The organism is Bradyrhizobium sp. CCBAU 53421 (assembly GCF_015291625.1).
GTDB lineage: Bacteria > Pseudomonadota > Alphaproteobacteria > Rhizobiales > Xanthobacteraceae > Bradyrhizobium.
Window position 1 is genome coordinate 3,186,042 of the sequence record NZ_CP030047.1, and the last position, 14,739, is coordinate 3,200,780.

Annotated in this window: 11 protein-coding genes and 3 pseudogenes; 6 read left to right on the forward strand and 8 right to left on the reverse strand. The window is 59.5% G+C overall.

Features of this window, described 5'->3' with window-relative positions; all coding sequences use genetic code 11:
* The first annotated feature begins 971 nt into the window (after positions 1-971).
* Positions 972-3,491 (forward strand): excinuclease ABC subunit UvrA, encoded by a 2,520-nt coding sequence (locus XH92_RS15025; protein WP_194459887.1) that lies wholly within the window; start codon positions 972-974, stop codon positions 3,489-3,491.
* 379 nt (positions 3,492-3,870) lie between these two features.
* Here XH92_RS15025 and XH92_RS15030 read toward each other — a convergent pair whose 3' ends face one another.
* A complete protein-coding gene (locus XH92_RS15030) occupies positions 3,871-5,040 on the reverse strand; it encodes a hypothetical protein (RefSeq protein WP_371818022.1) in 1,170 nt (389 codons plus the stop codon).
* A 29-nt stretch (positions 5,041-5,069) separates the two neighbouring features.
* Positions 5,070-5,241: pseudogene (locus tag XH92_RS43010) on the reverse strand (glutathione-dependent formaldehyde dehydrogenase); the annotation flags it as partial.
* Positions 5,242-5,827: 586 nt separating this feature from the next.
* Here XH92_RS43010 and XH92_RS15035 point away from each other — a divergent pair.
* On the forward strand, positions 5,828-6,883 hold the full coding sequence (locus XH92_RS15035) for a glycosyltransferase family 4 protein (RefSeq protein WP_194459888.1): 1,056 nt from the start codon (positions 5,828-5,830) through the stop codon (positions 6,881-6,883).
* A gap of 230 nt (positions 6,884-7,113) precedes the next feature.
* On the opposite strand, the gene XH92_RS15040 is transcribed toward XH92_RS15035, so the two are convergent.
* The gene (locus XH92_RS15040; protein ID WP_194459889.1) at positions 7,114-8,520 is read right to left on the reverse strand and encodes a TAXI family TRAP transporter solute-binding subunit; all 1,407 of its coding nucleotides are present in this window, start codon (positions 8,518-8,520) and stop codon (positions 7,114-7,116) included.
* Positions 8,521-9,420: 900 nt separating this feature from the next.
* Entirely contained in the window at positions 9,421-9,720 is a 300-nt protein-coding gene (locus tag XH92_RS43850; RefSeq protein ID WP_371818023.1) for a hypothetical protein, read from the reverse strand.
* Positions 9,721-9,839: 119 nt separating this feature from the next.
* Between XH92_RS43850 and XH92_RS15050 the strand changes: the two are divergent.
* Positions 9,840-10,016 (forward strand): annotated as a pseudogene (locus XH92_RS15050) (DUF3606 domain-containing protein); the annotation flags it as partial.
* An 893-nt stretch (positions 10,017-10,909) separates the two neighbouring features.
* Here XH92_RS15050 and XH92_RS15055 read toward each other — a convergent pair.
* Positions 10,910-11,170, reverse strand: coding sequence for a hypothetical protein (locus XH92_RS15055; protein ID WP_194459890.1), 261 nt, complete (start codon positions 11,168-11,170; stop codon positions 10,910-10,912).
* Positions 11,171-11,669: 499 nt separating this feature from the next.
* Between XH92_RS15055 and XH92_RS15060 the strand changes: the two are divergent.
* The 3 genes and pseudogenes from XH92_RS15060 to XH92_RS15070 form a co-directional block, all read left to right on the forward strand.
* Positions 11,670-12,134: pseudogene (locus tag XH92_RS15060) on the forward strand (PAS domain-containing protein); the annotation flags it as partial.
* The gene (locus tag XH92_RS43855; protein WP_194459892.1) at positions 12,104-12,655 is read left to right on the forward strand and encodes an HWE histidine kinase domain-containing protein; all 552 of its coding nucleotides are present in this window, start codon (positions 12,104-12,106) and stop codon (positions 12,653-12,655) included. The pseudogene XH92_RS15060 and the gene XH92_RS43855, both read left to right, overlap by 31 nt.
* A 642-nt stretch (positions 12,656-13,297) precedes the next feature.
* Positions 13,298-13,474 (forward strand): hypothetical protein, encoded by a 177-nt coding sequence (locus XH92_RS15070; RefSeq protein ID WP_194459893.1) that lies wholly within the window; start codon positions 13,298-13,300, stop codon positions 13,472-13,474.
* A 36-nt stretch (positions 13,475-13,510) separates the two neighbouring features.
* Here the strand turns inward: XH92_RS15070 and XH92_RS15075 are convergent, their stop codons facing one another.
* The 3 genes from XH92_RS15075 to XH92_RS43860 form a co-directional block, all read right to left on the reverse strand.
* Positions 13,511-13,771 carry a hypothetical protein gene (locus tag XH92_RS15075; protein WP_246788432.1) on the reverse strand — a complete coding sequence of 87 codons (261 nt, stop codon included), beginning with the start codon at positions 13,769-13,771 and terminating at the stop codon, positions 13,511-13,513.
* Positions 13,772-14,211: 440 nt separating this feature from the next.
* On the reverse strand, positions 14,212-14,334 hold the full coding sequence (locus tag XH92_RS43600) for a hypothetical protein (protein WP_256437658.1): 123 nt from the start codon (positions 14,332-14,334) through the stop codon (positions 14,212-14,214).
* Positions 14,335-14,505: 171 nt separating this feature from the next.
* A complete protein-coding gene (locus tag XH92_RS43860) occupies positions 14,506-14,739 on the reverse strand; it encodes a phosphotransferase (protein WP_371818025.1) in 234 nt (77 codons plus the stop codon).

Sequence of the window (14,739 nt, forward strand, 5' to 3'; positions counted from 1 at the left end):
GAGAACCTAACTGGTGACGTGCCCCACGGCGATGAACGTGCCCCGGCTCTTGCCCCCGCAAGACCCGGGCACTTTCGCGATCAGTGCTGGAATTCCGGATGACGCGTGATGAGATCCGACATCTGATCGGATTCACGACCTTGACCTTCGGCACGACCGCGGCTCTCGTCTGGGGCGCCGGCTAGACTTTCGGTCTGCGGCGCCTCGCTCTAGAACGCGACGAAGAAGAAGCCCAAAAGCAGGAGGGTAAGCAAAACAGATACCCCTGCTGCCATCTTCAGTACGGCACTTGGCTCCGCTGGTTGGTTCATGTTGGAGGCTGTATCCCGGGAGACCGAAGCCGCTCACTCATGTGGGCGCCGGTCTCGGCTTGGCGCGCTAGCTTTAGCCGCGTTTCCTTTTCGACAGCCGGCGGCATCGTCTTGGCCCGCTGGCGCATCTCTTCTGCTCGGTGAGCGAGCCGCTGTTCTAGCTTCTCCGTCTGCTTGATCCCGCATCTGATGGATCCCACGCGTTTCCCTCGTTAGTCCCTGCCCGGAACGAGGAAGCCAATATATTGGCCGGTGCAAGGTTCCTTATTTTCGCGACAGAGGCGGAAAAAGCGCCATCTATGCCGTAGAACTAACGTGGGTTATTTTCGAAACCGGACGACTTTTGGGATAATCCGCGCAACGGGCAGGTGATTTTCATTACTTGTTTTTTCAGCCCTAGTAACGGCGACCCGCTGCTGCTCGGTGGATAGCGGTTCGGTGATCCAGCTTTGGCCCCAGCATGATCCGGATGCTGGGGCCCTTTTTTTGGTCTGGAACAGTCGGCACGGAGCCGGATTGGTCCACTCCGCGAGGATTTGTCGAAGCGCATCTCAAAATCTCGGGCGACGTCATTGCGCACCTTCCCACCAGCAAAGCTGCCCGGAATTGCACGATAGCGCTCCGCCGAACCCTTGCGCCCCGGCAGAGCTTATTTCTCGGATGAATGCCAAAGCAAAAAGACCCATAGGACCGCTGTCCCAAGTCCGTGACGGCTTCGTCCGCGTCAGAGGGGCGCGCGAGCACAATCTCAAGGATGTCTCGCTCGACATTCCCCGCAACGAACTCGTGGTGTTTACCGGTGTCTCCGGATCCGGCAAGTCCTCGCTGGCGTTCGGAACTTTATATGCGGAGGCGCAGCGGCGGTATCTTGAATCCGTGTCCCCATATGCGCGTAGGCTGTTTCACCAAATGCAGGTTCCCGACGTCGACGTCGTCGAAGGATTGCCGCCGGCCGTCGCGCTGCAGCAGCAGCGCGGATCGCCGACCACCAGGTCCTCGGTTGGCAGCGTCACCACATTGTCCAACTTGCTGAGGATGCTGTACTCACGCGCCGGCGATTATCCGCGCGGCCAACCATTGCTCTACGCGGAATCATTCTCGCCCAACACGCCGGAAGGCGCCTGTCCAAATTGCCACGGCATCGGGCGTGTCCATCGGGTCGACGAACAGACGTTGGTGCCCGACGACGCATTGAGCGTTCGGGAGCGGGCGATCGCAGCGTGGCCGACGGCATGGCAGGGCCAGAACCTCAGGGACATCCTGGTGACGCTCGGCTATGACGTCGACAGGCCGTGGCGCGAGTTGCCGAAGAAGGACCGTGACTGGATTCTGTTCACAGAGGAGCAGCCGACGGTTCCGGTCTACGCAGGATACACACCTGCCGAAACGCGCAGAGCTCTGAAGAGAAAAGAGGAACCAAGCTACATGGGCACCTTCACCGGCGCCCGCAAATACGTCCTGCAGACGTATGCCACGACGCAAAGTGCGATGATGAAGCGGCGCGTGGCGCAGTTTCTGTCGAGCGGCGACTGCCCGGTCTGCAAGGGAAAACGGCTTAAGCCGGAAGCGCTCACCGTCAAGTTTGCCGGACTGGATATTGCCGAGATGTCGCGCCTGCCGTTGAAGAAGCTGTACGCGCTCGTCAAGCCGTATATCGGTCGTGCCGATCAGGAGGAGGCGCATCCCGAGAAGGCGCTTGTCGTGCGAAGAATCGTCGAAGACCTCGCGGGACGTCTCGAGGTCCTGCTGGACCTCGGCCTTGGGTATCTCACGCTCGAGCGAAGCACGCCGACCTTGTCTCCGGGCGAACTGCAGCGCCTTCGGCTCGCGACGCAGGTCAGGTCGAACCTGTTCGGCGTCGTCTACGTGCTGGATGAGCCGTCGGCCGGCTTGCACCCGGCGGACACCGAAGCGTTGCTGCGGGCGCTGGATCGTCTAAAAGCCTCGGGTAACTCGCTCTTCGTCGTCGAACACGATCTCGACGTGGTGCGCAAGGCCGACTGGATCGTCGATGTCGGGCCCGCCGCGGGTGAGCGGGGCGGCGAGATACTCTATAGCGGACGACTTGCGGGACTAGCCGAAGTGGAATCATCGCAGACGCGGCGCTTCCTTTTCGGCGAAACGGCCGAGCCGACACGAAAGGTTCGTGAGCCGACCGGCTGGCTCAAGCTGCGGGGGGTCACGCGCAACAACCTCGATGGCCTGGATGCCGATCTCCCTCTCGGCCTCCTCGCCTGCGTGACTGGCGTCTCGGGCTCAGGCAAGTCCACCCTGGTCAGCCAGTTTCTCGTCGAGGCCGTCGCCGAGCGGCTTGGCCAACGCCGGGAGGCGGATCCGGACGAAGGCGAACTCGAGGAGACGGTGCGCACGCTAGGCGGCGAGATCGTCGGAGGTCTCGATCGGGTCAAGCGACTCGTCGTCGTCGATCAGAAACCGATCGGGCGAACGCCCCGATCCAATCTGGCGACCTACACCGGACTGCTCGATCACGTGCGCAAGCTTTTCGCCGCGACGAAGCAGGCGCGCGTCCGGCGATACGACGCCGGCCGGTTCTCGTTCAACACTGCCAAGGGCCGCTGCGAGACGTGCGAGGGTGAGGGATACGTGTGCGTCGAGCTTCTTTTCCTTCCCAGCGTCTACACGCCGTGCCCCACCTGCAAGGGCGCTCGCTACAACGCGAAGACGCTCGAGATCAAAATCCGCGACAAGTCGATCGCGGACGTGTTGGCGATGACGGTCGACGCGGCATTTGGGTTCTTCGGAGATGACGATACGCTTTCCCGGTCGCTGGGCGTTCTGCGTGAGGTAGGGCTCGGCTACATCAGGCTCGGTCAGTCGGCGACCGAACTCTCCGGCGGTGAAGCGCAGCGGGTCAAGCTCGCGACCGAACTCCAACGAGCGCAGCGCGGCGGGACTCTCTACGTTCTCGATGAACCGACGACCGGACTGCACCCGTCCGACGTCCGGAAGCTCAGCGGGCAACTTCAAGGCCTCGTCGATGCCGGTAATACGGTCATACTGGTCGAACACGACATGTCGCTTGCGGCCCACAGCGATTGGATCGTCGATGTCGGCCCCGGAGCAGGTGACGAAGGCGGCCGCATCGTGGCGACCGGGTCACCGAAGCGGGTTGCTGCATCCGGAAGCCGGACGGCGACCTATTTGACGAAGGCACTCTAACGTCGGCGGAGACGGAGATGAAGCCGATCGGCCTCGAAGAACATTTCTCGGCGGAACCCGACAGCGATTAGCCTGCGGCGCAAATCTCGGTGATCCCGCGAGAAGCGCATAGCCAAGCCCGTGGTCAGCATTCGAGCACGTGCGAGTAGCCGAACAAGCCGGCCGGAAAGTGTCCGCAGATCTTCACGGCCATTCTGGCGCTCGGGTTTGGCCGATGACCCGCGAGATTACCACATGAAGGGATGATCAGATCGACGTCCGACTTCAATAGGCATCGCTGGCGCCGGATCAGCCGATCGAAGCAAGCCACCAGTCACAGATCGCTTGGGTCAGATCGCTCCAAAGACTCGAGGGAAGATCCGGAACGGCTACGCGGACGCTATAGCGATCGACCGTCAAGTCGCGAAACCACTCCGTTGCCGCAAAATCGAATCCGAAGCTTCCGGCATGACGAATGGGAAATCCGATTTCGCCCAGCTCCTGGCTCATGCCGGCGGCCGCTTGGCGCGCTGCCGCCTCGTCGAGAGGTACGCCCCAAGGTGACGTATAGTCCGTGGACCGATTGCAACTGCGACGCCAAGCCCTGCAGCGCCGCCGCGAAATATCGGGAGGCAAAGCGACCGTTACACAGAATTGATGCCGCACGCCTCCTTGTCAAACGGTGGTAAGACAATGTGCCAACATAAGGCGGAAAGTGTGCCGGCAAGGCCGCGTTGCCCAACAGCCTTATAGCGTTGCTCGTCTCATTGATAAGCTCTTCGAAGCAAGACTCGGAAAACCCATCCGTCGCGAATTCATTTCGCATGAACGTAACAGAGCCAAGCCGCCCGTACTCCGCACCCAACGAATCCAGCTTGTTGTGACTTCTGACCAAAATCAAGGGGATCCCCCAGCGACGCGACCACCGGACGACCTGCTCAATGCGTCCTGAACTGCTGGTAAAGCAGGTCGTATCGAAGATGATGAGGTCGAAAAGCGGCTTTATGCAATTGACGGTATCGTGGAAATCGCGGGATCCGATGCACGAATCCAGCAGCAGGATCCTGCGATAGTCACCCTTGATGCAGAAATCGTCGATCGAGCCGACGACGAGTTGCAGTTGACGAGCATAGCCGTCGATCAGCTCCAGTGTCTCCCCGTAGGATCCCTTTAGCGCAATGACCTCCGCGCTTCCGATCGAGTTGCAGAATGCAAACAGGAGCGAAGCAATCGCCGCCATGCCAGACGCCGTATAAATCGATTGCCGAATAAGCCGCTCATCGAGCGCATAGAATGATGGTCCTTCTACGGAGAGGTCCGCGCGTTGATAGTCGTACTGAAATCTGAAGGGCCCGCTGGTTGGACGGGCGCTACCGGACCAGGCGGTCTCTGTAGCGTTCCAGTCTTGGATTTCATGAGCGGCTCTAAGAGCCGCGGTCAGTTCGAATTTGTTGCGGATGACGTCGGCGACCGAATCCGGGCGATCGATGGATAACGGATCGGCCAGACAACTGTTCAAAAGCTTCAGTTCCTCAAATTTTCGATCGAAATACGCTTCTGCGCTCTCCATTGTAATCTTGCTCAGATAGCCGCGAGTCGTCAGGCTCCGAAGGACTTCATGCCCCTGATGCAACCGTCCTTCTTGTCCCGGAAAGTCTTGTAAGGCTCCCGTCCCTCCTCGAGCGTTGCGCGATGAGTGATGACGAAGGACGCATCAATCTGGCCCCTTCTGAATGCGCTCCACCGGCTTCGGCATGTAGTGCTGAACCGGGGGGCCGGGCCGTAACTGCGGTCCCTGCTTATCGCTGCCGATCAAGTTGCCGGCTTCCTTAGCTTCGAGTGACACGACCGTCCTCCGTCTAAGAATACGAGGGCCCAATTATTGTGACCGAGGAACGTTCCTATCCGAGAGCGCGCGCTTCAATGTCAACCCGCAACCGGGAAAAAGTAGAAACCTTTCGCCGTGACAGGGAATTAGAAGATCATGATGCCTCCGCTCGGAGTTTGCGAATGGCAGATGCAATCACATTGCGGACAGCGATCGATACCGCATGGTGCGTATTCAGCGCTACTCACTCGAGGGCTGACGTTTCGGATAGGCGTCGTTGCCTGCTTGAGCGTCATCTGCACGGAAGATGGGAAAATCGCGAAGCCGATGCCGAAGTGCTGGCGAGCTTCGGATTAGCCTATCTCAGGCGGCTTTCCGAAGACGAATGTTGACCGGAGCGAAAAAGTTGCTAGAGCGCGTCGTCGCCGGCGGCGCGCGACCTGCATGGACGCGCCTGGCCGTTTCATATTTGGTGTCTGGGATCGTCGTGATGGCGATGCGATCGGCGCTAGGGGCGGGGCAATAGGCTATGCGAATTGCCCAGCTTGCTCCTCTGGCTGAAAGCGTGCCTCCGAAGCTGTACGGCGGTACTGAACGGGTCGTTGCCTGGTTGGTGGACGAATTGGTCCACTTTGGACATCACGTCACGCTGTTCGCAAGCGGTGATTCCCGAACCGGGGGCCATCTGCATCCGGTATGGCCTCGCGCATTGCGTCTTGGTCGAAAGGCGGTGGATCCGAGCGCAGCTTGTTCGCTCCTGCTTGAAGCTATCGCGGCGCGAGCTACCGACTTCGACGTCATCCACTCGCATGTCGATTGGCTGCCGCTTCCGTTGCTCAGCAGGATCGGCGTACCATTTCTCACTACCATGCACGGTAGGCTCGACTTGCCGGGACTTTCCGATGTTGTTCGGGTGTTTCCGAGCGCGCCGTTTGTTTCGATCTCCGATAGTCAACGCCTGCCGCTTCCGCAGGCGAATTGGATCAAGACAATTCATCACGGGCTACCCTTGGATTTGTTTCAGCCGAGGCTTGGGCAAGGCAGCTATCTTGCGTTTCTCGGTCGCTTTGCGGCGGAGAAGGGACCGGATGAGGCCATTCACATCGCGCGCGCAGCTGGATTGCCGTTGCGCATCGCAGCTAAGCTGCCGAGAGGGGAGACTGTCTACTTCAAACGCAACATCGAACCGCACATCGATGGGGGTGCGGTCCGACTCGTGGGGGAGGTGGACGACTCGAGAAAGCAGTCCTTTCTGGGTGAGGCCGCCGCTCTGCTGTTTCCGATCAACTGGCCGGAGCCATTCGGCCTCGTCATGATCGAGGCGCTCGCCTGCGGAACGCCTGTGATCGCATATGGCGCGGGGGCGGTTCCCGAGGTGATCGAGGATGGTGTCACAGGCTTTATCGTGAAGAATGTGGAAGAAGCTGTTTGTGCGGTACGGAATCTACCACATCTACACAGGGGCGAAATCCGCGCGCGGTTCGAGGAACGCTTTTCGGCGGGACGGATGTCGAAAGACTACCAGAACTGTTACCAAATGTTGTTGACGGGTGCGCAGCGCTCTCGTCAAGCACCCGGCATTTAATTGGCGTGAGGTCTGGCGTCCGCAGACACGGTAGCCACGTTGCCTGCGGCTGCATCTGACCAACAGCTATCCGGCGCCGTGGCACGCTGGGCGCGCATTGACGCATGCGGGCCGCGGCGAGAAGGCTGCCACCCGAATTGTTCATCGACTTGCCGCCGGATACTTGAAGGCGGAGTTCCGGTGGATCGGCGCTGACCAGAAGTGTCTTCGGCCGGAAACAGCATGAAACGTTATCGGCGAGATGCAAGAGACGGATTTGGTGCCGCCGGTTGATCGATTCGACCACCGTGCAGGACTGCTCGCCTTTCGGCAATTGCATGATCGAAGAGTTCAAGCGCCAGTCCGAATGCGGTCAAATCCTCCTGCTCGATTGTCCCGTCATCGTAACACGAAAGCGTCTCGTCGATGATCGCGTCGACTTCGCGCTGCGAAGCTAACAATTCCTCTTCGGATTGAGCTGCGCGAATCTGGGAAGCCACGGCAATTATGCGGTTGCGATGGCTCGTGGTCTCATGCCGCTCGTCACGGTTGACATAACGGCGTAGCCAAGCGGCGGCAGATCCGACCCCGGAGAGGAGGAGAAGGGCGAACCAGAAGTAGTCGCCGTATTTGTCCAGAAACGTTCGCTCGGTGCCGTTGATGACGGCCGCTGCGCCCCGATGTACGGACGGCTCAGTCTCCTTTTCGGTTTCTGGCTTAGCGATGTGCGCTGCGCCGGCTACGCGCTGCCTAATTGTATCGCGGACAGCGAAGAGTTGTCGGTAAAAGGCTGCCACCTTGGACTCGGACAACGCTTTTTTGGCCAAGATGAGATGGTTGACGCTGATCGTGTCGACCTTGTCCTCCGGCCAGGCTGGGTTCGCGCTGAAAACACTTGCCGGGATCTCCTCGGCCTCGTAGCGCGGGTGCTTCAAAGCAATGGCCTCTGACGCTTCGACGGGAAGAAATTTCGGCGGGCCGCGCGATCGGGCGGTAGCGGCGATAGCATTAGCGGTAATCTTGCTGTCGAGCGGGCCGACGGATAGATATGCGTCGAGGGTCGGGTCCTGCGCAAGCTTCTCGATCTCCTCGGTGCCGAACTGTGCCATCGCAACTCTGTCCGGGTTGACGCCAGAACCGTTAAGGATCGCCCGTAACAGCGCCGCGTTGGCTCCCGTCCTGCCGATGATGCCGACCTTGCGCCCGTCCAGATTGGCAACTTCTCGAATTTTGGCCGGCGCCTTCTTTCCGGAGCCCTTTAATGTGCGACCCGACGGCGCCCATAGAACCGTATAGTTTTTTCGCAGAATAGCGAGGGTCTGCGCGTCGGCAGGCGTGCTCAGGTCGGCGCGACCAACGGCGAGATCAGTTTCGTTGAGATCCAGTAGCGCGAGCGATTCTGCCGCTCCAGCTGTTGCGATCGGTGAGAGCCTCACGGTCCTGCTTTCGTTATCGAAAGCCTCGGCCATGGCTCGAACCACCCCTTCGTCTTCACTGCCCGGTGGTCCCACCGCGATCCGGAGAGTCGACGGCTCCAGAACGTAATAGAGGGTGCCCGTGGCCGCACAGAAGGCAGCAAATCCCAAGGCCAAGACGATCAGCAATGATCTTCGTCCACGGAGCCGATCGGGGCTTCCCTTGCCTTTGGATGGGAACATGCTCGATCCATGTGAGTAAAAGGTCGTGCTGTATCGGCGCGACGAAACATGAATGTGTGCCTTGCGGAACTTGTCTGCGCTCGTCCCGCCCGGCGTTCTCCAGAGTATGTGAGCAGACTCGCGGCGCGACCAGAATAATTCATGCGCTGGATCAGGCGCTCCCGCAGCGAAGACACCGCGTTGCCGAGAACGGCGAAGATGCGGATGATCGGCGAAATCGGCTCAGTTTTCGCCGTTAGCTCCGCGAGAGACACGCCGGCCAGCGAGCATATTCGGATTGAGCGACCGCATTGATCGCGGGTTTCTCAACTCCCATAGTGGCAGAATTCATCGCCGTTTTCGTACTCCCTGCAAATCTTTACGCGAACGCGTGGACGATCATCGTCGTAGTACGGTCTTTCATCGTCGCCTTGCATTGGGTAGTTGCGACCGACCGTATAGTGGCTCCGGTCACCTTGGTCTTCGGTCCGTCCCATACGTCTCTAGCCCCATGCGATCAATTGCGCTCGACGCACGGCAGCGGGTGTTAAACTGGCTGGGCCATGGCATGCGAAGGCGCTCGCAAGTCTGCGCAACGCGATATTGGGGCATGTCGCCCCATGGGGAGACCGCAATTCCCCAAGTTCGGCAATCTGGTCATCGCACAAAGGTTCCTATTGGCGCTTTGTCAAAGATCACCCGGATCATCGATGTGACGCTGCGGTTGTCGAACCTACCCAGTACCGCGACCGCTTTCCTGGCGGGTGTCTCGCTTTCCGACGACGCGGGCAGTCAATGCTCTAGACGCGGGCGGGACCTTAGCTGCCTTGCGGCGCGACTTGGCAACGGCCGCTTTCTTCGACTTCGTCTTGGCCGGCGGCTCCGCCTTGCTCGACCCCTTGATGCTCTGTTTCAGCGCTTTCATAAGATTGAAGACATTGCTCGGGGCCGCCCTGCGCGGTGCGGAAATTGGTTGGCCCTTTGCTTTTTGTCGAGCAGCTCTTGCAAGGCCTGCTCGTAGTGATCTTCGAACTTGTCCGGTTCCAAGTGCCCGGACTTCTGCTCGACGATATGCGTTGCGAAGGTGATCTTCACGTCCTGAATATCGTCGAAATAGTCGGCCGGATCGCGCACCTCATAGGGATAGCGAAGCAGCATGCCCATTACCCCCTTGTCGCGGGTTTCCAGCGCGATGACGTGCTCGCGATTGGTCAGCACCACGCGGGCGCGAGCAACCTCGTCGCTGAGCCAGCACTTATGCCGGCTATGCAGGTTAGGAACCGACGCGGGTGAGAGGTTATTCCGATCTTGCCGCCAGGCGTCGCGGAGTGAGTGGGGGCCTGAATGGCAAGAAATCGAAGAAGCAAACCGCGCGTGGGCGCAGCCAGGACCGGGCGCGCATCGCCGGCGGGGAGACTTACGAGCTGAGCCACGAGTCGGGGAAAACGGGCAAGTCAGCCTCTGAGGCTGTCAAAAAGGTCGGTACCAGCCGAAAGCGAGTCGAGCGTCGGCTCGGAGCGGCAAAAGTCGTTAGGAATACGCTCGCGGTGAGGCCTGCGTGGCCGGGTTGCCGAAAACTCTAAAATAGGAACAAGTCGTAAGGTGGGCCGGTTATCGGCTGCCTAGCGCCCTCCGGCGCTGGGACGATCGAAGGGAAATAAACTTGGCCTCAGCTGATGCCTCACTGAGGCCAATTCTCTTAGCATCAATCTCGTCCGGTGATCTCGCGCGCCATCAACGTCAGCCGCAGAAGGTGAGATTGGCTTCTGAGAGGCAGCCTCAACTCACCATGAAATTGTTCGACACGATCAACGACACTGCCTAATGGTCATGGCGTTGCTCCCGGCCGGTGTTAGGCGGGAGCGCGGTGCGCTCTCATTACCGATAGATACCAATGGCCGGGCGATGATGATGCCTAAACTACCCGAACCCGAAGGTTCTTGCGTCGGGTCCGCCATTATGCCCAGCCCGATGGACGGCCGGGCGGCCCCGAGGAATAAGCCTATCGGTACGTCAGTTGACGTACCGCCTGGAGCTGCACGGCGCTGCGATGACAATGCGGTCAATTGGCCTCAACCTCCCCTCTCGCTGAGGTCATTGCTTTGAGTAAGTTGCGGGCAATCGTTATCTAAGTATCGAACGAGGCGGCCTCAATCGTCCCATGTTCGTTCGCCGCAGGCGCGGCACTCAAACATGCGAACATGTTTGCCGGTTCTAATATTCAACATGGTCCGAACCAGATCAAGCGGTTTGCCGCACCGACAGATCTTGATCGGTAGGTCTTCGATCTCTTGGATTTCTTGATTGGCCGCGCTCATCGATTTCACCCCTGGGAGGCGAGTCCTTAAGTTACAAAGTGAGCACTCGTTCCTGCGCCGCAGCAGTAATTCGTAATAGGCATGGAACATTTTCAAGAAGAACCGATCCCCCGACCTCCCCGCCTGGGGTGATCGGTCTCGAAAATGAAGGCGGCCTTAAACACCAGGCCACGCTCGGTCCGTACTTCAATTGCGACATCCGGCCAGGTGACTTGCGTCGTCAAGTCTCTTGCCAGTTCGCCCAAGGTGCGAGCTGCCTTTGCTTCCGCTGTCCGAAGATCGGGAAAATCCAGACCCTCTTCATCCTGGTAGAGGCCCGTTCCGTCTCTGATGTCGAAAAAATAATGCGGCATCGATTGCCTCCACACCGCGTGGCGGTAATGAGAAAAAACAGAATTGAGGAGGAGTTCGTTCCTAGTCCGGGTGGCGAAGCCGCCTGAAAGGGTGTGCTAACGGTCTACGCTCGTCGTCGGATGGCGCTTGGAAACGAGGGCCGAAACCTTCAGCCGATCCGGGTCGGACGGAAGTCAGCGGGCTGGGGCGTGGTCATTGCGGTAGCGGCAGGCTCACCGAGCCTGTGTAAGGCCTTTGGGCCAATCGATCAGCTGAGGATACCTGTGTCATACTGGAGGGTATCTGTGTTATTACCGCTCACGCGGCCCGCTCCAGCTTGGCAGGCGTCCCAGCGAAGGCCATCCAGACGGGTTTCGCGCGTTCCCCGGTGCAAATCTGATTGCCTGAAGGAGATAGGGCATCGTTCGCAAACTTGAAGGCGATTTTCCGTCAGGTGGGAGCGACATCGCCGCATTAATTCGCGGGTTCGATTGGTCCGCCACCAGCTTGGGGCCAATCATGGAGTGGCCTGCGCACCTCAAGAGCGCAGTGAGCCTTATGCTGCCGGCCAAAGCACAGATCGTGCTGTTCTGGGGGCCGGAGTTTGTGGCGCTATACAATGACGCCTATGCACCGACCATAGGTCAAAAGCATCCAAGGGCCCTTGGACGACCGGCCCGCGAGAACTGGGCTGAGCTGTGGGACGATTTGGAACCCCTGCTTCAACGCGTCCTTGATACTGGCGAAACAGTTTTCGCCAAGGATCGTCCCTTCTACATCGAGCGCCATGGCTACCCCGAGACAGTTTATTTCGACATCTCCTATTCTCCTGTTCAAAACGAAGCGGGTGAAATTGGCGGTGTTCTTTGCATCGTCAGTGAGACGACCGAACGTGTAGTTGCGCAAGAGCGCCAACGGTTGCTCGCGCGCGAGGCGAACCACCGCGCAAGAATATGTTTGCCGTCTTCCACGGCATCATCAATCTGAGTGCTCGGTCAGCTCGAACGCCTCAGGAAATGGCTCAATCGCTGCGAGGTCGTCTGAACGCTCTCATGCAGGCCAAGGATCTAATCCGTCCTGGGATCATGGGTACGGAAGCGCATGCCGAACGAACAACGGTGGGAGACGTAGTGCGAACGGTGTTGCGGCCGTACGAAGACGACACGTCTCGCGAACGGATCATGTTAAGGGCACCTACTGTGCCCGTAGGTGCGATGGCCGTGACAAGTCTCGCTCTAGCCCTGCATGAAACAACGACGAATGCGGCCAAATACGGCGCGCTATCGGAGCCGACTGGTTCGGTCAGCATCACATGGGAGACGCATGGTGGGGATTTCCATCTTGAATGGGAGGAGGCAGGCGGACCCGTGATTGTCGCCCGACCGTCAGCTAAAGGCTTTGGTAGCGTGCTTGCAGAGCGCAGCATTGCTGACCAACTCGGCGGCAAGGTTGAGCATGATTGGCCTCGCCGACCTACATCATCCTTGGCAAGACCACGGTGCTGATAGCCCGTATGGCGCCGACGGCGTCGGGATCATGGGCGATGTAACTGCCTATCAATCGAACGGCAACGCGGCGACCGGGTTCGGCGCCGGCGGCAAGCAGCGGTCTCTCCGCCCAGTCGGCCGCGTCCAAATATCGCCGGTGGCGCGGCTTCGGTTGGCTGAATCAACATCTGGGAGTTTCGCAGCGAAGCATCGTCATCGCTCTAGCGGCGATTGCCGTGATTTGCTGCGCGCGTGCGAAATGAAAGACGAACTTGGCGAAGGCGACGACAATTGGTTAAGTTTCGGAAATCGTGCGCGCCATCGACACCGCACGTCAATTGTGAGTAGCTGCGCGATGCCTGCATGTAGTACTCGGCATAGAAGGCAACAACAATTGCGGCCGCTATCGCGAAAATTGTCACGAGGGGACCGTAAAGCGAGAGCCATGATGCCTGCCGGTGCAGCACACGATCGCGGTCGCCGGCCTTTCCGACGAGCAGTCGACCGACTGCTGATACGTGCAACCACCCTTTGGCTCGCAGTACCAGAGACTAATTTGGCGGAAGTGCCTTGATTTACTCACCGCATCAATATGATTGACACGCTTGGCTCCGAAGCGCGAAACTTCCTATGATGGCTTGAGTGAGGCTGATTTTAGTCATGAAGATGCTTACAGAATATTTGGAGCGCGCGGTTGAGTTTGAGAAGTTAGCGGCCTCCGAGCTGAATGAAGCGTTCAAAACAGAGCTATTAAAGCAGGCTGCGGCGTACCGACATCTGGCAGAGAAGCGCGCCGAGCAATATGGTATGCCGAAGCCCAGTCCGCCGGAAATCTGAAGCAAACTCGTTTGCGGCGCGTTGCTCTGGTCGCCGCTAAGGATGAAGAAGGAATAGCAGACGCTGCCGCTCTTGTTCACGCTGGCGCTGGTAGCTGCGCAACGTCTCGAGTTCGGCTTGCGCAGCGTCCGTATCCTGATTCTGTCGCTTCAATTCAATGAGACGCGCCTCGCATTCCGCCAACTGACGCTCTCCTTCAACTACCTGACGTTCGATCTCCCTTAGTTGATCAGAGATGCCTTCTCTATACATCGACGGTTCACGCTGCCATAGGTGCGCCCCTGAAACGATATGCATGCAGCAGATCAAAAGTTCCTAGCGCCCGCTAGACCACGCGACTGATCCGACGTGACCGGGGTTGTCGTCTCGTTTCACTCGCAGGTCGACCAAATTCCCATTCGCGCAAAGGCCGTTCTGCGAGCACTATCGATTTGCATGGGATCTCGCGTACGACCTTCGATTTGATCGTCGCCGCCGAGGTCACAAGCGAAGCCTGGTATTCAAGCATCTGCGCTGGCCGACCTGACCGGAAGAACGGTCCGGCGTCACGATCGGCTGTGGCTATGACGTCGGCCAGACGATCCGGCAGCGGTTTGTGGCCGATTGGTCCGGCAAGATCCCGGATGCGATGCTCAAGGCGCTGATGAAGTGCTGCGGCGTCATGGGCCAGGCCGCGGCTCCGTTGGGTAGCAAGCTGCGCGGCTGGCCCAGCGCAGCCTTGGCGCAGACGGGACGACCTATAGTAATCGCCCCGCCGAGCGCAGGGCCGCCTCGACGCGCTGCATCAGCCGCTCCCGCATGTCAGGCATGGCCTTGCCGAGCAGCAGGAAGACGCGGACGATCGGCAAATAGGGCTGCATCGCAGCCGTCGGCGGCGCAGGGGCTATGCCAGCCAGCCGCGCATACTCCGCCTACAGATCCGAATTGACCGTAGCCCGCTCCGGATCGTCGGCGTGTTCCGGGTCAAGCTCGGCAATCAGGACATGGCACTGTGCAATCGCGTAGGCGGCGGGCGCACGAGCCGCGCCGAGCTAGTCGATCAGTCCAGGACCCTGCGCCGTCATGATCACGTTGCCGGAGTGAAGATCGGAATGGCATAGCACGTCGTCGGGCGCGAGGTGCTCGATCAGCGCAGGACACCGGTGGTGATCCGCTCCGGAAGCACGCTGCTGCCGCCGAACCGCAATCAGGCGTCCATCGCCTCGCGCGGCGAGAGTGCGCCCGGCGGCGGTCGCGTCTTGTAAACGCAAGGCAGAGCGTCGCAA